The sequence below is a fragment of the Bradyrhizobium icense genome (genome assembly GCF_001693385.1).
Classification (GTDB): Bacteria; Pseudomonadota; Alphaproteobacteria; order Rhizobiales; family Xanthobacteraceae; genus Bradyrhizobium; species Bradyrhizobium icense.
Genome location: NZ_CP016428.1, coordinates 2,740,060 through 2,758,419, shown reverse-complemented (window position 1 = coordinate 2,758,419; position 18,360 = coordinate 2,740,060). Strand labels below are relative to the sequence as shown.

Annotated in this window: 11 protein-coding genes and 3 pseudogenes; 8 read left to right on the top strand and 6 right to left on the bottom strand. The window is 60.7% G+C overall.

What is annotated here, in order from left to right; all coding sequences use genetic code 11:
• Positions 1 to 2: 2 nt before the first annotated feature.
• Both LMTR13_RS12890 and LMTR13_RS12885 read left to right on the top strand, forming a co-directional pair.
• The gene (locus tag LMTR13_RS12890; RefSeq protein WP_065728205.1) at positions 3 to 3,131 is read left to right on the top strand and encodes an efflux RND transporter permease subunit; all 3,129 of its coding nucleotides are present in this window, start codon (positions 3 to 5) and stop codon (positions 3,129 to 3,131) included.
• A gap of 28 nt (positions 3,132 to 3,159) precedes the next feature.
• Positions 3,160 to 3,525: a hypothetical protein gene (locus LMTR13_RS12885; protein WP_065728204.1), complete on the top strand. Its 366-nt coding sequence runs from the start codon at positions 3,160 to 3,162 to the stop codon at positions 3,523 to 3,525.
• A gap of 31 nt (positions 3,526 to 3,556) precedes the next feature.
• Here the strand turns inward: LMTR13_RS12885 and LMTR13_RS12880 are convergent, their stop codons facing one another.
• Positions 3,557 to 6,493: a bifunctional [glutamine synthetase] adenylyltransferase/[glutamine synthetase]-adenylyl-L-tyrosine phosphorylase gene (locus LMTR13_RS12880; RefSeq protein WP_065728203.1), complete on the bottom strand. Its 2,937-nt coding sequence runs from the start codon at positions 6,491 to 6,493 to the stop codon at positions 3,557 to 3,559.
• Between the two features lie 71 nt (positions 6,494 to 6,564).
• Positions 6,565 to 8,055 (bottom strand): ATP-binding protein, encoded by a 1,491-nt coding sequence (locus tag LMTR13_RS12875; RefSeq protein ID WP_065728202.1) that lies wholly within the window; start codon positions 8,053 to 8,055, stop codon positions 6,565 to 6,567.
• 216 nt (positions 8,056 to 8,271) lie between these two features.
• Between LMTR13_RS12875 and LMTR13_RS12870 the strand changes: the two genes are divergently transcribed.
• On the top strand, positions 8,272 to 9,594 hold the full coding sequence (locus LMTR13_RS12870; protein WP_083219017.1) for a tyrosine-type recombinase/integrase: 1,323 nt from the start codon (positions 8,272 to 8,274) through the stop codon (positions 9,592 to 9,594).
• A gap of 48 nt (positions 9,595 to 9,642) precedes the next feature.
• Here LMTR13_RS12870 and LMTR13_RS39210 read toward each other — a convergent pair.
• A pseudogene (locus LMTR13_RS39210) lies at positions 9,643 to 10,038 on the bottom strand (aminotransferase class III-fold pyridoxal phosphate-dependent enzyme); the annotation flags it as partial.
• 869 nt (positions 10,039 to 10,907) lie between these two features.
• The gene (locus tag LMTR13_RS43665; RefSeq protein ID WP_418219794.1) at positions 10,908 to 11,405 is read right to left on the bottom strand and encodes a hypothetical protein; all 498 of its coding nucleotides are present in this window, start codon (positions 11,403 to 11,405) and stop codon (positions 10,908 to 10,910) included.
• A gap of 879 nt (positions 11,406 to 12,284) precedes the next feature.
• Here LMTR13_RS43665 and LMTR13_RS42450 point away from each other — a divergent pair.
• The 3 genes and pseudogenes from LMTR13_RS42450 (at position 12,285) to LMTR13_RS12845 (ending at position 13,330) form a co-directional block, all read left to right on the top strand.
• Positions 12,285 to 12,544 (top strand): annotated as a pseudogene (locus LMTR13_RS42450) (hypothetical protein).
• A 126-nt stretch (positions 12,545 to 12,670) separates the two neighbouring features.
• The gene (locus LMTR13_RS12850) at positions 12,671 to 12,892 is read left to right on the top strand and encodes a hypothetical protein (protein ID WP_065728198.1); all 222 of its coding nucleotides are present in this window, start codon (positions 12,671 to 12,673) and stop codon (positions 12,890 to 12,892) included.
• A gap of 129 nt (positions 12,893 to 13,021) precedes the next feature.
• Positions 13,022 to 13,330, top strand: a complete 309-nt coding sequence (locus LMTR13_RS12845; protein ID WP_418219772.1) for a hypothetical protein — start codon at positions 13,022 to 13,024, stop codon at positions 13,328 to 13,330.
• 134 nt (positions 13,331 to 13,464) lie between these two features.
• On the opposite strand, the pseudogene LMTR13_RS42445 reads toward LMTR13_RS12845, so the two are convergent.
• A pseudogene (locus tag LMTR13_RS42445) lies at positions 13,465 to 13,866 on the bottom strand (four-helix bundle copper-binding protein).
• A gap of 1,936 nt (positions 13,867 to 15,802) precedes the next feature.
• Between LMTR13_RS42445 and LMTR13_RS12840 the strand changes: the two are divergent.
• Together LMTR13_RS12840 and LMTR13_RS41690 are read left to right on the top strand one after the other, a co-directional pair.
• The gene (locus LMTR13_RS12840) at positions 15,803 to 17,131 is read left to right on the top strand and encodes an MFS transporter (protein WP_197521093.1); all 1,329 of its coding nucleotides are present in this window, start codon (positions 15,803 to 15,805) and stop codon (positions 17,129 to 17,131) included.
• Positions 17,089 to 17,430 (top strand): folate/biopterin family MFS transporter, encoded by a 342-nt coding sequence (locus LMTR13_RS41690; protein WP_197521092.1) that lies wholly within the window; start codon positions 17,089 to 17,091, stop codon positions 17,428 to 17,430. Before LMTR13_RS12840 ends, LMTR13_RS41690 begins: the two co-directional genes overlap by 43 nt.
• 598 nt (positions 17,431 to 18,028) lie before the next feature.
• On the opposite strand, the gene LMTR13_RS12835 is transcribed toward LMTR13_RS41690, so the two are convergent.
• The gene (locus tag LMTR13_RS12835) at positions 18,029 to 18,241 is read right to left on the bottom strand and encodes a hypothetical protein (RefSeq protein ID WP_065728196.1); all 213 of its coding nucleotides are present in this window, start codon (positions 18,239 to 18,241) and stop codon (positions 18,029 to 18,031) included.
• Positions 18,242 to 18,360: the final 119 nt, after the last annotated feature.

Here is an 18,360-nt window from a genome sequence, read left to right as displayed (position 1 = left end):
TCATGTTCACATTCCTGGTCAGCGCCTCCCTCCGCAACCGCCTCCTTGTTCTTGCGCTGGCGGGCATCCTCGTTGTGCTCGGCGCCTACACCGCGCGCCAGCTCCCGGTCGACGTGTTCCCCGACCTCAATCGTCCAACCGTCACGATCATGACGGAATCGGAAGGCTACGCCCCGCCGGAAGTCGAGCAGCTCGTCAGCTTCCCGATTGAAACCCAGATGAATGGCGTACCGGGCGTCAGCCGCGTGCGGTCGGTCTCCGGCATCGGCCTCTCGATCGTCTACGTCGAGTTCGACTGGGGAACCGATATTTACCGCAACCGTCAACTGGTCGCGGAACGGCTCGCGCAGGTGCAGAACCAACTGCCTTTGAACGTCACGCCGCAGATCGGCCCCATCAGCTCGATTATGGGTCAAATTCTGCTGGTCGCGGTGACGTCGAAGACGGCCTCCCCGATGGAGGTCCGCGAGATCGCCGATTTCACGATCCGGCCGCGGCTGCTCGCCATACCCGGCGTCGCACAGGTGATCCCGATCGGCGGCGAGGTCCGCCAGTACCGGATTGCGCCGCTGCCCTCTGCGTTGCGCGCACTCGGTGTGAGCTACGAGCAGGTCGAGCTGGCGCTGAGGCAGTTCGGCACCAATACCGGCGGTGGGTTCACCGATCAGAACGCCCGCGAATATCTGATCCGGAATATCGGGCGCACCACGAGCCTGGAAGACCTGCGCAACATCGTCGTTACCACCGTCGACGGACGCCCTATTCTGCTGCGCCAGGTGGCCAACGTCGACTTTGCGCCCAAGGTCAAGCGGGGCGATGCGGGGTATATGAGCAGGCCCGCTGTGATCGTCTCGGTCGAGAAGCAGCCCAATGTCGATACCGTGCGGCTGACGCAACAGATCACGCAGGCGCTCGCCGAGCTGGAGCCCAGCCTGCCGTCCGGCGTGAAAGCCAACGAGATCATCTTCCGGCAGGCGGACTTCATTGAAAACTCGATCCAGAACCTCGAACGGGTATTGCTCGAAGCAGCGCTCGTCGTGGCGGCCATCCTGTTCGCGTTTCTCCTCAACTGGCGCACCACGGCAATCTCGCTTACGGCGATCCCGGTCTCGATCCTGACCACGGCCATCATCTTCACGCTGCTCGGTCTGTCGATCAACACGATGACCCTGGGAGGACTTGCTATCGCCATCGGCGAACTGGTCGACGACGCGGTCGTCGATGTCGAGAACATCTTCCGCCGACTGCGCGAGAACAGGGAGCAAGGTAACCCCCGTTCAGTCTTCGACGTGGTGGTTTCGGCATCCAACGAAGTGCGATCGGGTATAGTCTATGCCACGATGATCATCGTCCTTGTGTTCGTACCGCTGTTTGCGCTCTCGGGCATCGAGGGACGACTGTTTGCACCGCTGGGCCACGCCTACATCATCTCGATCCTCGCGAGCCTGGTGGTTTCGATCACGCTGACCCCCGTTTTGGCCTACTACCTGCTGCCGGGAATGAAGCGGCTGGCAGAACGGGAGAGCTGGCTCGTTCGCAAGCTCAAGTCCGCCAACCATGCGGCGCTTCGGTTCGCTTTCGCCCGCAAGGGATTGCTGCTTGGCCTGACGGCCCTCGCCGTGTTGGGCGCCGGCGCGGGCGCATTCGCCTTGAAGCGCGCGTTCCTGCCGGCGTTCAACGAAGGTACTTTCACGATCAACATTGCGTTCGCCCCGGGGGTGTCGCTTTCGGAATCCAGCCGGGTGGGATCGGTCGCGGAACGCCTGCTGCTCGATGTGCCGGAAGTGATCAGCGTTGGGCGGCGGACAGGGCGCGCCGAGCTGGATGAGCACGCGGAAGGCGTCCATTCCTCGGACCTTGAAGTCGATCTCAAGCCCTCGCACCGGCCAAAACCCGAGATCGTCGCGGATATCCGTTCTCGGCTTTCGGTGCTGCCGCTTTCGATCAATGTCGGGCAGCCGATCTCGCACCGGCTCGATCACCTGCTCTCAGGCGTTCGTGCCGAACTCGCCCTCAAACTGTTCGGTGACGACCTCGACACGCTGCGAAATAGCGCGGAAGAACTCCGCGGGAGGCTCGCGAAGATTGAAGGCATTCAGGACCTCCAGGTCGAAAAGCAGGTGCGCATTCCGCAGCTCGAAGTCCGCGTCGATTACACGCGCGCTGCCTTGTATGGAGTGCAGCCCGGCGCCGTCACGGAACAATTATCGCGGCTGTCGAGCGGGCGCGTCATTTCGCGCGTGGTCGACGGCTACAAACGCTACGACGTGGTCTTGAGGCTGCCCGAGCGGCTGCGCACGACCGAGAAGCTCGGCGAACTCCTGATCAAGACCCCCTCCGGCTGGATACCGGCACGTCAGATTGCAGATGTGAAGGAAACGGATGGACCGAACCAAATCCTGAGAGAGAACGGCCGCAGGCGCATCGTCGTGCTTGCGAACTCCGACGGCAAAACCGACATGGCGGAGATCGTGCGCCGCATTCGCGCCGAATTGCAGGCGACCAGCCTTCCGCAGGGCGTCACCGCGAACCTTGAAGGCACATTCCAGGCTCAGGAGGAAGCCAGCCGCAGAATCGGGATTCTTTCCGCTCTTTCGCTCGCGCTGATCTTTGCGATTCTCTACAGCCGCTACCGCTCCACGGTGCTGGCCTTGATCATCATGGGCGGGGTGCCGCTGGCGCTGGTCGGTTCGGTCGCGGCGCTGGCGCTGACCGACCAGCCGCTGTCTGTCGCCAGCATGGTCGGATTCATCACACTGACGGGAATCGCGACACGCAACGGGATTCTCAAGATAAGCCACTACATCAATCTTGCTTTGCAGGAACGGATGCCGTTCGGGCCCGAGCTTGTGATCCGCGGAAGCCTCGAGCGAATGACGCCGGTGCTGATGACTGCGCTGTCCGCGGGGCTTGCGCTGCTGCCACTGCTTGTCGCTGCCGACGAGCCGGGCAAGGAAATCCTGCATCCCGTCGCAGTGACGATCTTCGGCGGGCTTATCAGCGCGACCCTGCTCGATGCACTGATTACGCCGGTGCTATTTCTCATGTTTGGCAGAAGGCCGCTGATGCGGCTGATGCAACGGCAGTCCGATGAGTCTGTCGGGGATCACGCTGCCTCACATTCCTATTGATCGCTCACGTCTTGAAAGGAGACCGCCCATGAAGTTCAGATATCTCGCTCTCGGCGCCGCTCTACTGGCCGGGATTCCGGCATACGCACACGAGCCGAAAGGTTCGCATGGGGGGCGTGTTGGCGATGCCGGCGCTTACCATGCGGAACTCGTCGTGAAGGATAAAACGATCGAGATCTTCCTGACGGGTGAAGACGACAAACCGATTGATCCGAAGGGCTTCAAAGGTGTCGCCATCTTCAACTTGGGAGGAAAGGCAGAGCGCATAACGCTCGCTCCTTCGGAGAAAAACGCGCTAAGCGGAACGTCGGCTACGGCCCTGCCAGCCCATCTCAAAGGAGCGGTTCAGTTCACCGCGCCCGACGGCAAGACCGCAACTGCGCGGTTTGATTGATGCGCCCTTCGCTCTATCGGCGCGCCAATGCCTAGTCCCTGCCCACCATGGCCTGAAACACCCGCCTCACCTCTGCCTGCGTCTCGCGCACCCTCGCCTCCAGCGTCGAGAAATCCGGCGTGTCGCCGGCGCGCGCCATCACGCGCAAGAGGTTCTCTCCCGACGCCTCCGGTTTGAATTTGCCGGTGACGCAAAGCCTGAGGATTTGCGTGAGGTCGTGATAAAGCCGTGCCGCCGAGCGCAAAATCTCGGCATCGGATTGCGGCAGCACGCCGAGGCGTGCGGCGTTGTCGAGCACCTGCAGCGTGGAGACGCTGAGGATCTCGGGTTTCTCCGAGGCGTGAACGAGCTGCAAATATTGCGCGATGAAATCGATGTCGACCAGGCCGCCCGCGGCGAGCTTGAGGTCCCAGATGTCGTCCTCGCCCTTTTCCAGCGCAATCGCCCGGCGCATGTCGGCGACGTCGCCGGCAGTAGAGGCCGCATCGCGCGGCCGCGTCAGCACGTTGCGGATGGTGTCCTCGATCTCTTTCCGAAACGCCGGTGAAGCCGAGATCACCCGCGCTCGCGTCAGCGCCATGTGTTCCCAGGTCCAGGCTTCGCGTTCCTGATAATCGGAAAAGGAATCGATCCGCGACGCCAGCGGCCCGGCGCGGCCCGACGGGCGCAGCCGCATGTCGACCTCATAGAGAACGCCGTAATTGGTCCGCGTGGTAAACGCCGAGATCAGCCGCTGGGTCAGGCGCGTAAAATACTGCGCGCCATGCAGCGATCGTTCGCCGTCGGAATCGGGATCGTCTGCATCGAAATCGTACAGCAGGATCAGGTCGAGATCGGAAGATGCCGTCATCTCGCGGCTGCCGAGCCGGCCCATCGCGAGGATCGCGGTCTCCTGTCCCTTGATGCGGCCGTACTGGGTCGCGAACTGGTCTCTCACCAGGCCGTGCACGGTGTGCACGATCCCCTCTGCGACGTCGGCGAAGGCGACGCCAGCATGCTGGGCGGAAACCGTGCCGGACAGGATCCGCGTGCCGATCAAGAACAGGCTCTCCTGCCCGGACAGCCGCAGGCGATCGAGGAAGTCTTCGTAAGAGTCTGCGTCCTTCAGCGTCGCCGCCAGCCGCACCGACAATTCCTTCTGGTCCGGCATTGCGCCGAAGAAACGGGGATCGATCAAACCGTCCATGATCTGCGGCTGGCGCGCCAGCATGTCGCCGAGCCGCGGCGCTGCGCCGAGGATCAAGGCTACCAGCGCGACCAGGTCGCGGTTCTGGCTCAACAGTGAAATCAGCCGGCCGCCGCGTTGCAATGCGCCGAGAAAACGATCGAACGTGGTCACGGCGTCGTCGGGGTCTTCGGCATGCGCGAGACCGTGGAGCAGGCCGGGCACGAATTCGATGAAGGCTGCCTTGGTCGCCTCGTTGCGAAGCGCGCGAAAGTTGCCTTGCATCCAGAGCTGCAGGGTGCCAGCCACGGCGACCGGCTTCTTGAAGCCGAGCGTCGTCAGGTGATCGAGCAGACGCGCATCCTCAGGCCCGCCGCCATAGTTGAGCTGCGGCAGCTTCACCGTGCCGGTCGGATCGCCCTCGAACAACTTTCCGTAATGTCCCTGCACGACATTGAGGTGGCCGACCAAGTCCTTCGCAAAGGCCGCCCGGCTCTCATAGCCGAAGAAGTTCGCAAAACGCTCCACGGCCTCGGCGTCTTCCGGCAACGTGTGAGTCTGTTCGTCGCACATCATCTGCAGCCGGTGCTCGACGCAACGCAAGAACTCGTAGGCCGCGGTCAATTCGTCACAGGCCTGAAAGCCGATCCAATTGCTGGTCGCCAGCACCTGCAACGCATGGAGCGTGGAGCGCACCCGCAGTTCCGGATGGCGGCCGCCGGCAATGAGCTGTTGCGTCTGCGCGAAGAACTCGATCTCGCGGATGCCGCCGCGGCCGACCTTGACGTTATGGCCTTCGACCGCGATCTCGCTCTGGCCGCGGTAGGTCTGCATCTGACGCTTCATGTCGTGAACGTCGGCGAGCGCGGCAAAATCCAGGTGCTTGCGCCAGACGAACGGCGACAGTTCCGCGATCAGCGTCTCGCCGGCCTTGGCATCGCCGGCGCAAACGCGCGCCTTGATCATCGCGGCGCGTTCCCAGGTGCGCCCTTCCCGCTCGTAGTAATGCAGCGCCGCTTCCGTCGAGATCGCCACCTGCGTCGAGGCCGGATCGGGGCGCAGGCGCAGGTCGACGCGGAACACATAACCCTCGCCGGAGCGTTGCTGCAGCAGGCGGGCGAGCGCCTGCGTCACCCGCACGAAGAACGGCGCCGGCTCGATTTCTGCCACCAGCGAGGTGGCGGCGGGATCGAAGAAAACGATCAGGTCGATGTCGCTCGAGTAGTTCAACTCGCCCGCGCCCATCTTGCCCATCGCAAGCACGATCAGACCAGAGCCCTCTTCCGGCCGGTCGTGATTGAGCGCCGTCATGCGGCCGCGCGCGACCTCCTGACGCAAGAGAAAGCGCAGCGCCGCCTGCACGGAGACGGTTGCAAGATCGGTCAGCGCCGCCGTGACCCGCATCACCGGCCAGACCCCGCCGATGTCGCACAGCGCGATCAGCAACGCGGCTTCCGACTTCATGCGGCGAAGCAGAAGCATCACCTCGGCCTCGCCCGCGGCAGCGAGTACGTCGCGCGTGGCTTTCTCGATCAGCGAGGTGAGATGCGGTTCCGGGTCGCACGCCAGCAAGCGGAGCAGCCGACCGGCGTCGGCCCGGATCAGGTCGAACAGATACGGCGAGAACTCGACGATGCCGAGCAGGATGGTCCTGGCGAACGGGCGATCCAGCCACGCCTTGATCTCAGCCGATTGCTCCGGCTCCAATTCGGCGAGCCAGTCTCCCAGGCGCTGTTCGGCGTTGCCAGTGGCCGTGATATGCGGCCCGCTGACGAACCGCGCGGCCAAGGCAGAAGAGTTCATGCCACCTTCTGTGGCACATCCTGCGTTTGGGCCGCAAGCCTGCCGCCCGCTGGAGCCCGGTTCTGATGGGATCAGAACCGGGCCCCAGCCCTAAGTTTTGACGCGTTTTCTTCACGCGAACCGGCGTCCACTTCGCTCGAAAACGCTATGGCAGATAGCGCCGGGACGACCAGCGTCGCGGTCAGGCCGGGATGCGAATCCCCTAACCTGAGTTCGCCGCCGTGCAGGGTCGCCACCGCGGACGCCAGGCTAAGGCCGAGACCGGAACCCGGCAGCGTGCGGCTCGCCTCCAGCCGCACGAACCGCTCGACCGCGTGCTTGCGATCCGGTTCAGGAATACCGGGCCCATGATCGGTGACGCTGAGCAGCACATGGTCGCCCTCGCGCCGCGCCTCGATGAGGATCTCCCGGGTGCGCGCCGCTGCGGCGGGGTCCAGCGGCTGCACCACCGGCGAGTGCTTGCCGTACTTGATGGCGTTCTCGACCAGATTGGCGAGTGCCTGGCTGATCAGCTCGCGGTTGCCGTGAAGCCGTGCGCTTGCGGCCTTGACGCGGAGCGTCATGCCGTCGTCTTCGGCCAGCGGCTCATACAATTCGTGGATGCCCTTGGCGACGTCGGCGGCGTCGAAATCATCCATGTTGCCGCGCGCCTGTCCGGACTCGGCGCGCGCAATCATCAACAGCGCGTTGAAGGTGCGGATCAGGCCGTCAGATTCCTCGATGGTTCGCTCCAGCGCCGCGCGGTATTCGGCCTCGCTGCCTGAGCTTGCCAGCGCCTCCTCGGCGCGGTTGCGCAGGCGCGTCAGCGGCGTCTTCAGATCGTGCGCGATGTTGTCGGAGACTTCCTTCAGCCCCGTCATCAGCGCCTCGATGCGCTCCAGCATGGCATTGAGGTTTTCCGCGAGACGGTCGAGTTCGTCGCCGGAGCGTCCGACCGGCAGGCGCCCGGAAAGGTCGCCCGCCATGATGCGTCTTGTGGTGCCGGTCATGGCGTCGATCCGCTGCAGCACCCGCCGCGCTACGAAGATACCGCCGCCGATGCCGAGCACGATGACGACCAGGAGCGACCATTGCGCGGCGTTAGCGACGATGCCAAACAGCCGGCGCCGCTCCTCCAGGTCGCGGCCGACCAGCAGGCGGAAACCATTGGTGAGTTCGGTGACATGCACCAGCGCGCGGTGATCCGCAGTGTCCTGCTCGTCGAGCCGGCGATAACCGGTCTCCGACCAGCCGGTTGTGGCCATCACGCCCGGCGCCAGCGCGCCGACATTGCCGCCGATCGCCTTCCCCTCCGGCGTGGTGACGAGATAGAGGTTGGCGCCTGGCCGCAACGCCCGGTTGCCGAGCGTGAAGACGAGGCCGCGCAGGCCGCGGCGCGTATAGATGTCGGTAATCTCCGCGGTTTCGGCGTTCACCGTGGCAGTGATCTGCTCGTTGATCAGCCGCCGCGTATTCCAGGCAAAATAGCCCAGCAGCGACGCCGCAAACAGCGCAAACAAGAACAGATAGACCAGCGTCAGCCGGAACGCCGTGGTGCGGATCAGCTTACCGAAGGCCGTCACGGATCATGTATCCATTCTGAGCGTCGCGTCTGCTATCACTGATCGTCGTCATGATTTTTATTTCCTTTTATTTCCATTATGTTATCTGCATCTGCTATCGTCTGATTTCACTGAAAATCGCCGAACGCCGGCCGGTTCTGGCGAAAAAATGGTAAGTTGACGCGGCTCTCCCTTCTAAAGTATCCGTGACTGCCACATATCCAAAACAGGCCGATTTTGGAACAACTGACCCACACGAGCGAAGCATCCGTGACGGTAGCTGGTAAGCGGAAGGGGAACGTTAAAGTGGCACTCAATTCGAACCAAGTTAAATCCCTGCAAGCTGGCGTTCATGCGGACGCCGGGGGGCTATATCTGGTGGTGCGCAAAAGCGGTGATCGGGTATGGGCCTTCCGCTTTACCGACCTCGAAGGCAAGCGGGCGCAGATGGAGTTCGCCAAGGCTGGCGACCGCGACAGCCCAAGCGGTGACGCTCTGACCCTAAGCAGCGCGCGCGAGAAGGCGCGCGACTATAAAGTCGCGTTGAAGCGCGAGGGCATCGATCCGCGCGTCAAGAAGCGGGCCACCGGTCAGGGTAGCAAGACGTTCAAGGAGTTTGCCGAGGAGCAGTACCCTGTTTGGTGCCAAGGGCTGTCCGAAGAGGAGTTGAAGCAGTGGCAGCGCTCCATCCGGGACGTGCCGAGCCTGCACGACAAGAAGCTCCAGGAGATCACGACCGAGCACGTGTTGGAAGCGCTCAAGGCGATCTGGACCTTGAAGCCGGTTACAGCGTCACGGACGCGCCAGCGGATCGAGCGGCTGATGGACGCTGCCAAAGCGTTGAGACTGCGCACGGGCGAGAACCCGGCCGCATGGCGCGGCAACCTCAAACATCTGCTGCCGTCGCCCCGCAAGCTGAATCGCAAGAAGGGGCATCGGTCCGCGCCATATACGAAGATGCCGCAAATGATGACAGGGCTGCGCTATGATGCCGGCAACGCGGCGCGCTGCACAGAAGTCGGCATCCTCACCGTGTCGCGGAGCCAAGAAATCCGGCTGATGGAGTGGACGGAGCTCGACTTCGAAGCAAGGACGTGGATGGTTCCGGCTGAGAAGATGAAGATTAAGGGCGAGCTAGAGCCGAAGCCGCATCTCGTCCCGCTGTCAGATCAGGCCATCGAGATCATCCAATCGATGCCGCGCACAGACAAGTACGTGTTCCCCTCCGACCACGCCGAGCAACATCAGCCGTTCCGGGCAAACGCGCTTGTCGGGGCCATCGAGCGGACTGCCGTCAAATCCACCATGCATGGCTGCCGCACGAGCTTCCGAAATTGGGGCGCTGACAACAAGGAGCACAATTTCCGCCGCGAAGTGCTTGAGTTCTGCCTGTCGCACCGTGTCGGCGATGAGGCTGAACTGTCGTATTGGGACAGCGAGATGATCCAGCGGCGCCGCGACGCGCTGCAGGCGTGGGCTGACTTCATCAAGCCGCGCAAGAATACGTCGGGCGAGCAGCCGCCCGAAAGCAAGCGGCAAAGGCTCAAGCTCGTCGCCTAACGAGGCGCACCAAGATTTCAGTGAGCGACCTATACGATTCACCTCTTAGCCCCACTTGCGCACGGACTTGATCGCACTCTCCACGACCTCGGCACCGCTGTTCATTGGCAGCACCTTGTGTGAGCCGGTATGCTCCACGATCTGTTAGTAAAAGGGGGGCCAGTCGGTCGTTGTGGAAGGCCCGGCAGGTCAATGTCAGCTTGCCGGCCTGTTCCACCATAGCGGCCAGGATTTCGGATGGCAGTGGCCTTGGTTCACCGCCGAATAAGCGGAGAGGCAATCGAGATAACGCTTGCCTTGCGAATCCCACGCCCAGACGCCTTCGCCGCGCGACAGAATCACACCGAGCGGCTCGTAGTGGTGGGCGCCGATGCGCACTTCCGTCGCGATGAAATCAGGGACCGGTAGCTCCTCGCCGTCGTCGACTTCGTCTACCGGCCACATGAGAACTTCTTCCCGTCTTGATCCGTCAAAGCGTGCGGTGTCCACACATCAGGTGAGCGCTTCGGCCGATTGCAAGTTGCGACTGTGTGATGGTCGTTTACCCTCTTCGAAGCGCACAGTATCAATTTTGCAACCATGGTGTATTCTGAATCTTGCACGTCGATTGTCGACTTGCATCGAGCCAACTTTTGGGATCACGGAGGGCAACATGGCCAAGAAAGCGAAGAAGGCAAAGGCAAAGGCAAAGAAGACAGCCAAGAAGAAAAAGAAGTAGCGGTTCAGCGAAACCTCTTACTATCCGGATAACATCTGAGGTCCGTTACGCCCTTTGCAGCACGGACAGGCCGCAGCTTTCGCCAACAGAATATCCGCGCAACAAACAGTCAGGCCGGACCATTATGCAGATGGCTGCTGCATAACGGTCCGGTTTTTCTTTGGGCTTGATCAAGCTCTCGTTATTGCGCGCGCCGGATACTGGAACACTGTAGCTCGGGTTTCCTTCGAGCAAATGCTTGGCAACTTACGCGGCCATAGGCGCTCGCCTGTCGGAATGGCGTCGCACGTCAGCTATAAGTCATTGTTGGGATGGTAGGCGCACCAGGGCTCGAACCTGGGACCCGATGATTAAGAGTCCCGAAGATCATCAGGTCTAACAATGACTTGGCGGAAAACTGGCCTAATTAGCGGCCTTTGATTTCGTTTGGGAATTGTCTTTTAGGCAAACCTCGCCCGACTTGTGATTAGCCGGGAGAACCGCGCATCTGCAAGTCGTGCTCTAGACCAGCCTCAGGACTCAAAGCAACGTAGCCGCAGAGTGCGTGCTTCCCTGCTCTCGCCGACCATGTGTTGGCGCCTGACAAATTTACCCGTCATCTCCGTTCTTCTTCTACGATCACTTTGCGGCCTCTTGTGAAGAGAACAAAGAGGCCAAGCACGATACTGCCGCAAGTCCAGATCGAGATAATGAACCCAGTCCCCAAAGTCGTTCCTATAGCGGCCCCCGCTCGACCCGCCTCGCTTCCTGTGGTCGCCATCGGCAGCACGGCGGACCAGTACGAAAATAACCACGCAACCATCAGACCATTAAACAAAAGGAACAAAATCAAAAACAACCAACCAAAGAAACCGCGCTTGCGTTTCTCCGTCCGTATGATCCGCGTTGGCTTTGCGTTATTTGCAGGTGAATTGATAGCTATCCGAGGCGCTGAACTTGCGCGATTTTGAAGGTCGGGCGGTCTAGCGATCCAAGCAGCAACGTCCGGCACCGAACCCGCCGTCTGCCAGTCTGAAAAGCCAGGTCTCCAGATTACTGCTTCACTTGGGTCTCGAAGCCGGGACAATGTCCGAACCAACTCCTTAAGCGACATTGGTCCAACTGATTGACCTTGGTCCTCGTAGTACCAACCCTCATTCATGATGCTGCCCCGCCGACCGGCATTCCCCACGAATTGTAGAGTGCCGCATGCTCGACCCGATTGTCGAGGCCTGACTGGCGTCGGCCCTTAGATCCGCAATTCCCAACTACTCACCGTGTGCACCGGCCCGCTCAGCTTGGTCATAGCTGTAGTGCGCCTACAAATATTGAACTTGAGAGGATAGTGAGAGTAGCAGGCAGTGGCCCCTGCGTCCCGAACCCGGTTATTGCAGCGTACAGCGTTGAAAAGTCTGTATTTTTGGTTCCGTACGCTTACGATTATCCCCGTTCGTTTCAGGCGTAGCCGGGGTTATTCTGGGGTTGGCCCCGAGGCTGGATTGATTTCAGCCGATGATCTTTCGGTTGTCGCGGGGAGACGCAACCACCGATACCGACATTTGCTGATCGTAGCTGTTTGAAGCGTGCTCGGTCCCTGGCACCGAGCATCCGCGCCGGGCTCGCTGTCTCTGCATTAATCGCGATTGCAAACGACCAGTCGCACAACTGAGCACACATGAGCTTCTTCAAGCGATTACGGCGCACAATTCAGAGCACGAAGTGATCCCAACTTCCGTAGTGCTCGCGGCTGCGTCGACCTCGAGGTAGGCTCAGCGCGATCAGGATTAGTCCGGCGAGGACACCTGTCGCGCCCCCAAAGATTAGAGGCCACACGGGATACAATCTTACTCGCCTAGCTCATGAATGGTAGGGGCATGTTGACGACGGAACCCGTGGAAAAACGTGGGCATGGCAATTCGGAATCCCTGCCATGTGTTAGCGGCCGGAACCGGGGACGGCCGCACAGATTCGTCTCGGGCAGGACCAATCTTCGATGCTGACTTTCAAGGAAAGATGCCCCACCATCTGCGCCTTGCGCGGCGGTGCCATCTGCGTCTTGCAGGAGGCCGGCACGATCCGCGAGTGTGAGGAGCACGGCTGGATGTAGGACCGTGCCGATCCGCATGCCCGCGAGCGCGCCGTTGCGATCGCGTCAGCATCCGCCGACGGGCGTCTCTGCAGAGGGCGATCGCCGGGCTCCGCGACATATTGGAGTCGATCGGCGACACCTGCCCGGAGTGCCCGCCGGCCTGAGTGCGGCTGCGCGATCGGACCTACGAATGGCGTCTTGTGATTGGAATGTTCTTCTCTTGAAAACCCGTCAGGGTGGTCGGATACTGGACCGGGTCCTTGGCTATCACCAATCCGAGGAGGACGATCATGGCGATCCAGATCGTGATGAACCGCACCGGCGACAGCCGTCATCTTTTCGACTCCCACGACGCACAAGAACTGATGAAGGCGGAGCAGCGATTCTATGAACTGACGAAGGCCGCGTTCACCGCCGCGATCCGGACAGGTCCCGATCAGATCTCGCGGATCCGATCCTTTGACCCCACTGCGGAAGAAACCGTCTTCTTCCCCAGGTTGGTCGGCGGGTAGTCGGGTCTTTCTGACATGTTCGGCTTTCGAACGCTGCCGCCAGGTGGCCGCTCCCGCAAGAGAGCGACGCGAGCCCTCTTCATCCGGCACGGCTCCGAGGGTACGCCGGAGGGCCGATCGCTGCGGCTATTGCGAAAATGGCTGTCGCCGAACCAGTTGGAGCAGTTCGGCAGACGGGGCTACTTTGAGGTCGTCGGAAGCGACAGCGGAAAGCGGTACAGGATCCACGCCGGGGCCTCGGTGAACGTGTGCGAGATCGACGAAAGAGGTCGCCTGCAGGAGGGCTTGTGTTTCATGCCGATCGGCGCGCTGCCGATCGGAGATGTCATGCTCGCCCAGAAGATCGCGTTGGAGACATGCGAGGACAAGGCGCGGGCCGTGGCCCGCAGGTTCACTCCGAACGGTTTCCATTTCAGACAAACCCGACCTCTCGGCTGACGCCGCGAACCTCATCGCGGCTCGGTCTTGTGATCAAACGCCCGCCGAGGGCATCAAATCGTTAGCCGCTGTTTTCACCTCCCAGCACGACGCTCGTATAGAGCGAGCGCTGGCATCCGCGCGAGTCCCCGATGTCAATGCCTCATACTCTGCGCGGCCTGTTCGCATGGGCTCATGCACCGGCGGCAGGCTTCGGCGCAGATACGGCAGCGTTCGTGCATTTGGCATGCTTTTCACATTCCTCGGCGCACAGCCGACAAGCAGCGGCGCAGGCGTCCAGCATACTACGGATAATCTTCATCTGAGCCGGTACGGCGAGTCGCAATGCGCCCCGTGATGTTGCAGACATCAGCACAGTCCAAGTTCAGTCGGATGCATTAGGTCAGTGATGTCACGTTATCCCCAGCCAAGCAGGCGTCGGCGCAGGAGGTACAGGTCTGAGCACAGGAGTAACACTCTTCGATGCAGCGGATCAGGGCGTCGTTGGTCTGGCCGCGCACTTGAGGGTGCGTACTAATCATCTCTTGAACGTGCATGCGGAACTCCGTCGGGCTAGAGTTACTTGATAGGGACTCAAATTCGAAGTATCAAAAAAGTTCTTTGCGATCAAAGTAGTGCAATACTTACTGAATATGACTCGCTACAAGGAACATTGAGGGCCCGCCGCTGTTGGCGACTAGCAAAATCTAGAGGTCCAATCCTTGTCAGAGGAGACGCTCGCCGGCATCCAGAATTCGAGAAGCTCGCGGCCGGCTACGCGGTGCTGGTAACGTGGCCAGAAATGCGCGACGAAGCCACCTGCAGGATGTGTGGTACGCTCACAGAGGTGAACAGCTTGAGGCAGTGAAAGCCGTTCAGGTGGCCTGCGGTGCAATGAATGACGCCAAGGATCGAAATCCTAGGCCAATGAGCGAAAGAATGCTGCTGGATGGGGTGCCGGAGGGAGCCTTAAAGAAGGGAGACCCTCTTCCCGACGCTTAAATGCAGAAGGTCCGGCAGAGCGCCGCCGATAGAACTCACCAGAACTTCGCATGGCCGCCTGAACGATAGCTGTGCCGAACAGCGCATCACGCTTCGGGGAGCAACTCGCTGTCGATAGCCGGCGGTCGATCTTTGAGCGCCACGCAATGCTACGAGCTCCGAAAAACATGTCGCGCTACTATTCTGGATCGAAACGCGTGCGACATCGGGTACCAACCAGCTCCGCTGCATACTTACAGCTTAGGTCGGCGTGACAACTCTGCCTGTGTCGCGCCGACCGACCGGACGTCGGTCGCTACCTCATCGCGAGCCGCGTCAGCGAAAGGGAACACGCAGCCGGAAGCCTACACTCCCAACGAGCGCGGATACGGCCCGTTATGGCTGGCGTGCTCACGCGGTTACAATGAGGCTTTGTGTGAGACAAACTCTTGCGGCAGGTGATCTTATTCGGCAACTTGGTCGATAGCTGCGGGCACGACCGTGCGCGCCGTCACGCTCAGGTCTGCCCGCTCGCTTTCTGCCCGCGCTGCTCCAAACCCAGAACGATGGTAGGCATATCCGCGCCGCAGAGCCGCCCATTGCTTGCTATGTCACACTCTCGTCGCTGCTGGTGCACAGGGCGAAATCGCCCCCAACTACGATGAGTTGAAGCCAACGTTGCCGCGCCGTACGGGGCGCGCCGAGAACATGCCGGCCTATGAAGGCCAGCCAAGAGCAGCGGAGATAGATGCTGCCGCTTGGTACTCGGACACGCCGTGGCGCGCTGAGGAGTTCGCAGGCTCAACCGCATGATTGCCGGCATATGGGAACGTCTGATGTAAGAGCTGTGTACGTCGGCTTTGTTCGGCCGTGGGAGAGACCGATGGCGTCAAAGACAGTACATCATCCCATCGGCAGTTGCACGCGCACTTGCGCTGGACCTAAGACCCTCCGCGCGGGGCGTGATCGAACGCGCCGATCACTATGCAGGCAAGGCGAAGGGAATCGCATTGCGCGCTTGGGCGGCATCATTTGGCGGGCCGAACAAGTCCCATTCGGATCCGTCGCTTCGCCGGCAGCCCTGCCAACATGCTGTGCGTGAATATTGCCGGTTCTTCCGACCAGCGTCGGGTGCGACATTCCATCGTTGCCTTTCAGGCCAATGAGGCAGGGCCACTTTGTAAGTTGTCAAAAAGAACCCAGCTCGCCTTTCGGAGCACTGCCGCTGGGTGCAGTTGGAGGGCGGTTACGCTCGCGCTGCTCGCAAGCTGTTCCTGAGCGGTCGCAAGAACACAGCGAAAAGGTTAAACTCGCTGTGGAGTGCTCGCTGGCAATTGGCTGCGGCCGATTTCGACAGACGTAAGATCGTGGTGGCAACTCGCTACCCGTCTCCGCTGATTCTGGCACGGCTCCGGCGGTGAGGCTTACTCTAAAACTGCTTTGCGACGAAGGCGCTAGCACCTACGTCCTGCCGTATCTTCGTTGGTGGGCGAACCGAGAGAGATGGGAAACATGCTGGCGGCGGCACAAGAGTGGTTCAAACGAACGTTCATTGATATTTTTCGACAACTGCGCTGGTCGTTTCTGCCGCCGCTAATGGTCTATTTCGCGGCCGGGATTTCCGGGTTGACCGGCATCGTCGGAACGTTCTTTGTCAAGGAGTACCTCGGGCTTACGGCCGCGTTCTTGGCCGCGCTCACGTTTTGGGCGGGGCTGCCGTGGGCGTTGAAAATGCCACTTGGCCACCTGGTCGATTTGGTTTGGCGCTGGAAGGCACTCCTGGTCTATTTGGGTGCAGCGCTGATCGCCGCAAGCCTCGGCATCATGTACGCACTCATCATACATACTGCGGCAATGCGCGAATTGATGAGTGTGGAAGCCTGGTTCGTGGTGAGCAGCCTACTGGCACCAGCCGGCTATGTAGTCCAGGACACGGTTGCGGATGCCATGTCGGTTGAAGCGGTGCCTCGAGTCCGCGCCAACGGCCAACCGCTGTCTGAAGTGGAGATCAAGGCGCTCCATACCACGATGCAGACCCTCGGCCGCATCGCGCTAGTAGGCGGTCTGGTGTTCGTCGCGCTGCTCAATATTGTGATGTTTGCCGGTGTGGAGAACCTTGAACAAAGCCAGAAGGCGGATGTCTACGCTCGCATCTACGCAATGGCGCTTGCCATCCCTCTGGTGTCAGTCAGCGGCGTGATGCTGTCTCAAGTAATGCTTGCTGCACGCGCGAGGCGACTGCGAGAACAGGGGTTTAAAGCGGATGACGCCGAGCGGCTGGTCTATTCGCCGGGTCAAACAACAGAGCCCAACTACTGGATGTTTGGTGGGGGCGCCGCATTTGTGGCGCTAACGCTGGCTATCGGCATCAGCGATACACCGCTGGCACAGGAGATCGTGTTCTGTGGATCGATGGCAATTATCACGATGCTTATCTACCAGCTGGTCCAGAAACTGCCACCTGCCAAGGCGCGTGCGCTGATCGGCACTGCGCTTATCATTTTCGTGTTTCGCGCGGTTCCGCTGCCAGGCGCAGGAGCAACGTGGTTCATGATCGATCAACTCCGTTTCGACCAGCAGTTCCTGTCCGTGCTTTCGCTGATTGCATCTTGTCTCACGCTCATAGGCATGGTGCTGCTGAGACCGCTGATGGCGAGCCGATCAATCGCCTATATTGTTATTCTGCTGACGCTTGCCTCCGGTGTTCTGGCCCTGCCTAACATCGGGCTTTACTACGACGTCAGGAGTGGACTGCACGCCTTACTGGCGGCGTGGTCGATGCGCATTTCATCGCGATTATGGATACCACACTCGAATCTCCCCTGGGCCAGGTCGCGATGATCCCCCTGTTGACCTGGATCGCGCGCAATGCACCGGCCGATCTCAAGGCAACGTTCTTTGCGGTGATGGCCTCGTTCACTAATATGGCGCTGACGGCCAGCAGTTTGCTTACGAAATATTTGAACCAGATATTCTTGGTGACTCGCGAGGTTAAAGACCGAGCGACCGGCACAGTCCAGGTGCCCGCTGATTACAGCCAGCTCGGCTGGCTTCTGGTCACTGTGGCCTTGATCGGAGTACTGGCGCCACTGTTGACCGTGCTTTTGGTGCAGAAATCGCGCCTTCAGACCGATGATTGAAAGAGGCGCGGGAGCCCTCCCTCAATGTGGCGCCAACATCGCCTTTAAGGGCGAAGATGAGCGCTTTGACCTTACAGGTTTGGAGCGGCCACCGCCGCTAGCGCGACAAACTGCTGCGGTGGCCAGCGCGGCCGATCGGCGGCTGAACTTCATGGCAGAACTCCTTGTTTGTCTCTGTCGTGAAGCTTCAACCAGAGGTCAAATCAGACGTTCCGAGATCTCCCGACGGCCAGCCGACAGGCGCGGTACGATGACGGACAAGTGGCTTCGAACCAAATTCGCTGGTGCAGTCCTTACCGGAGCGGGGTTCATTCATGGGTGCACGAGTGATCCTGCGCGATCGAAAAGCCAATAAGCCAATACTGTTCACGGACTGACCACTGCGGCTACCGTATGGATACCGGCCGGACTCGGCATCGCGTGCGCCCCCGGAGCGTGGCTGCTCGTGGCACTGCCACTGCCATTAGTTTGTTTGTGCTATTCGTATTTGGCTGGATCGAGAGGGTATGGGGACTGAACGGCTAGGCGTCTTGAAAAGCTCTGCGTCTTCCACCGCTGAGGGCGCCGCATCGGAACGATTGCAACTGGTCCTCTGTGACTAGACTACGGTCAGTCGGGCCCTCGCTTTCAAGGTTTGCACCGCCCGATTCACGGCCGGTTCACACAGGATAAACTCGAGCATTCTGAGCAGCTCGTCCTGATCACGCCGCGGATATCCGCTGGCGTAAATGGAAAGGATGCGCTGCGCTTCCTCGATCGACGCGATGAGGACATCCGTGTCAGACGCAGCGGGACGCTGTTTGGTGTCCATTGCGCAAACCCATCATCAGCAAAGTTAACCCTTCGTGGAAGACAGTACTTGCTCGCCAGTTTGTACGGCAACGTAGCGGCTCATGGTTGCTGCGCCAGCTGGCGGCGACTCGAGACGCG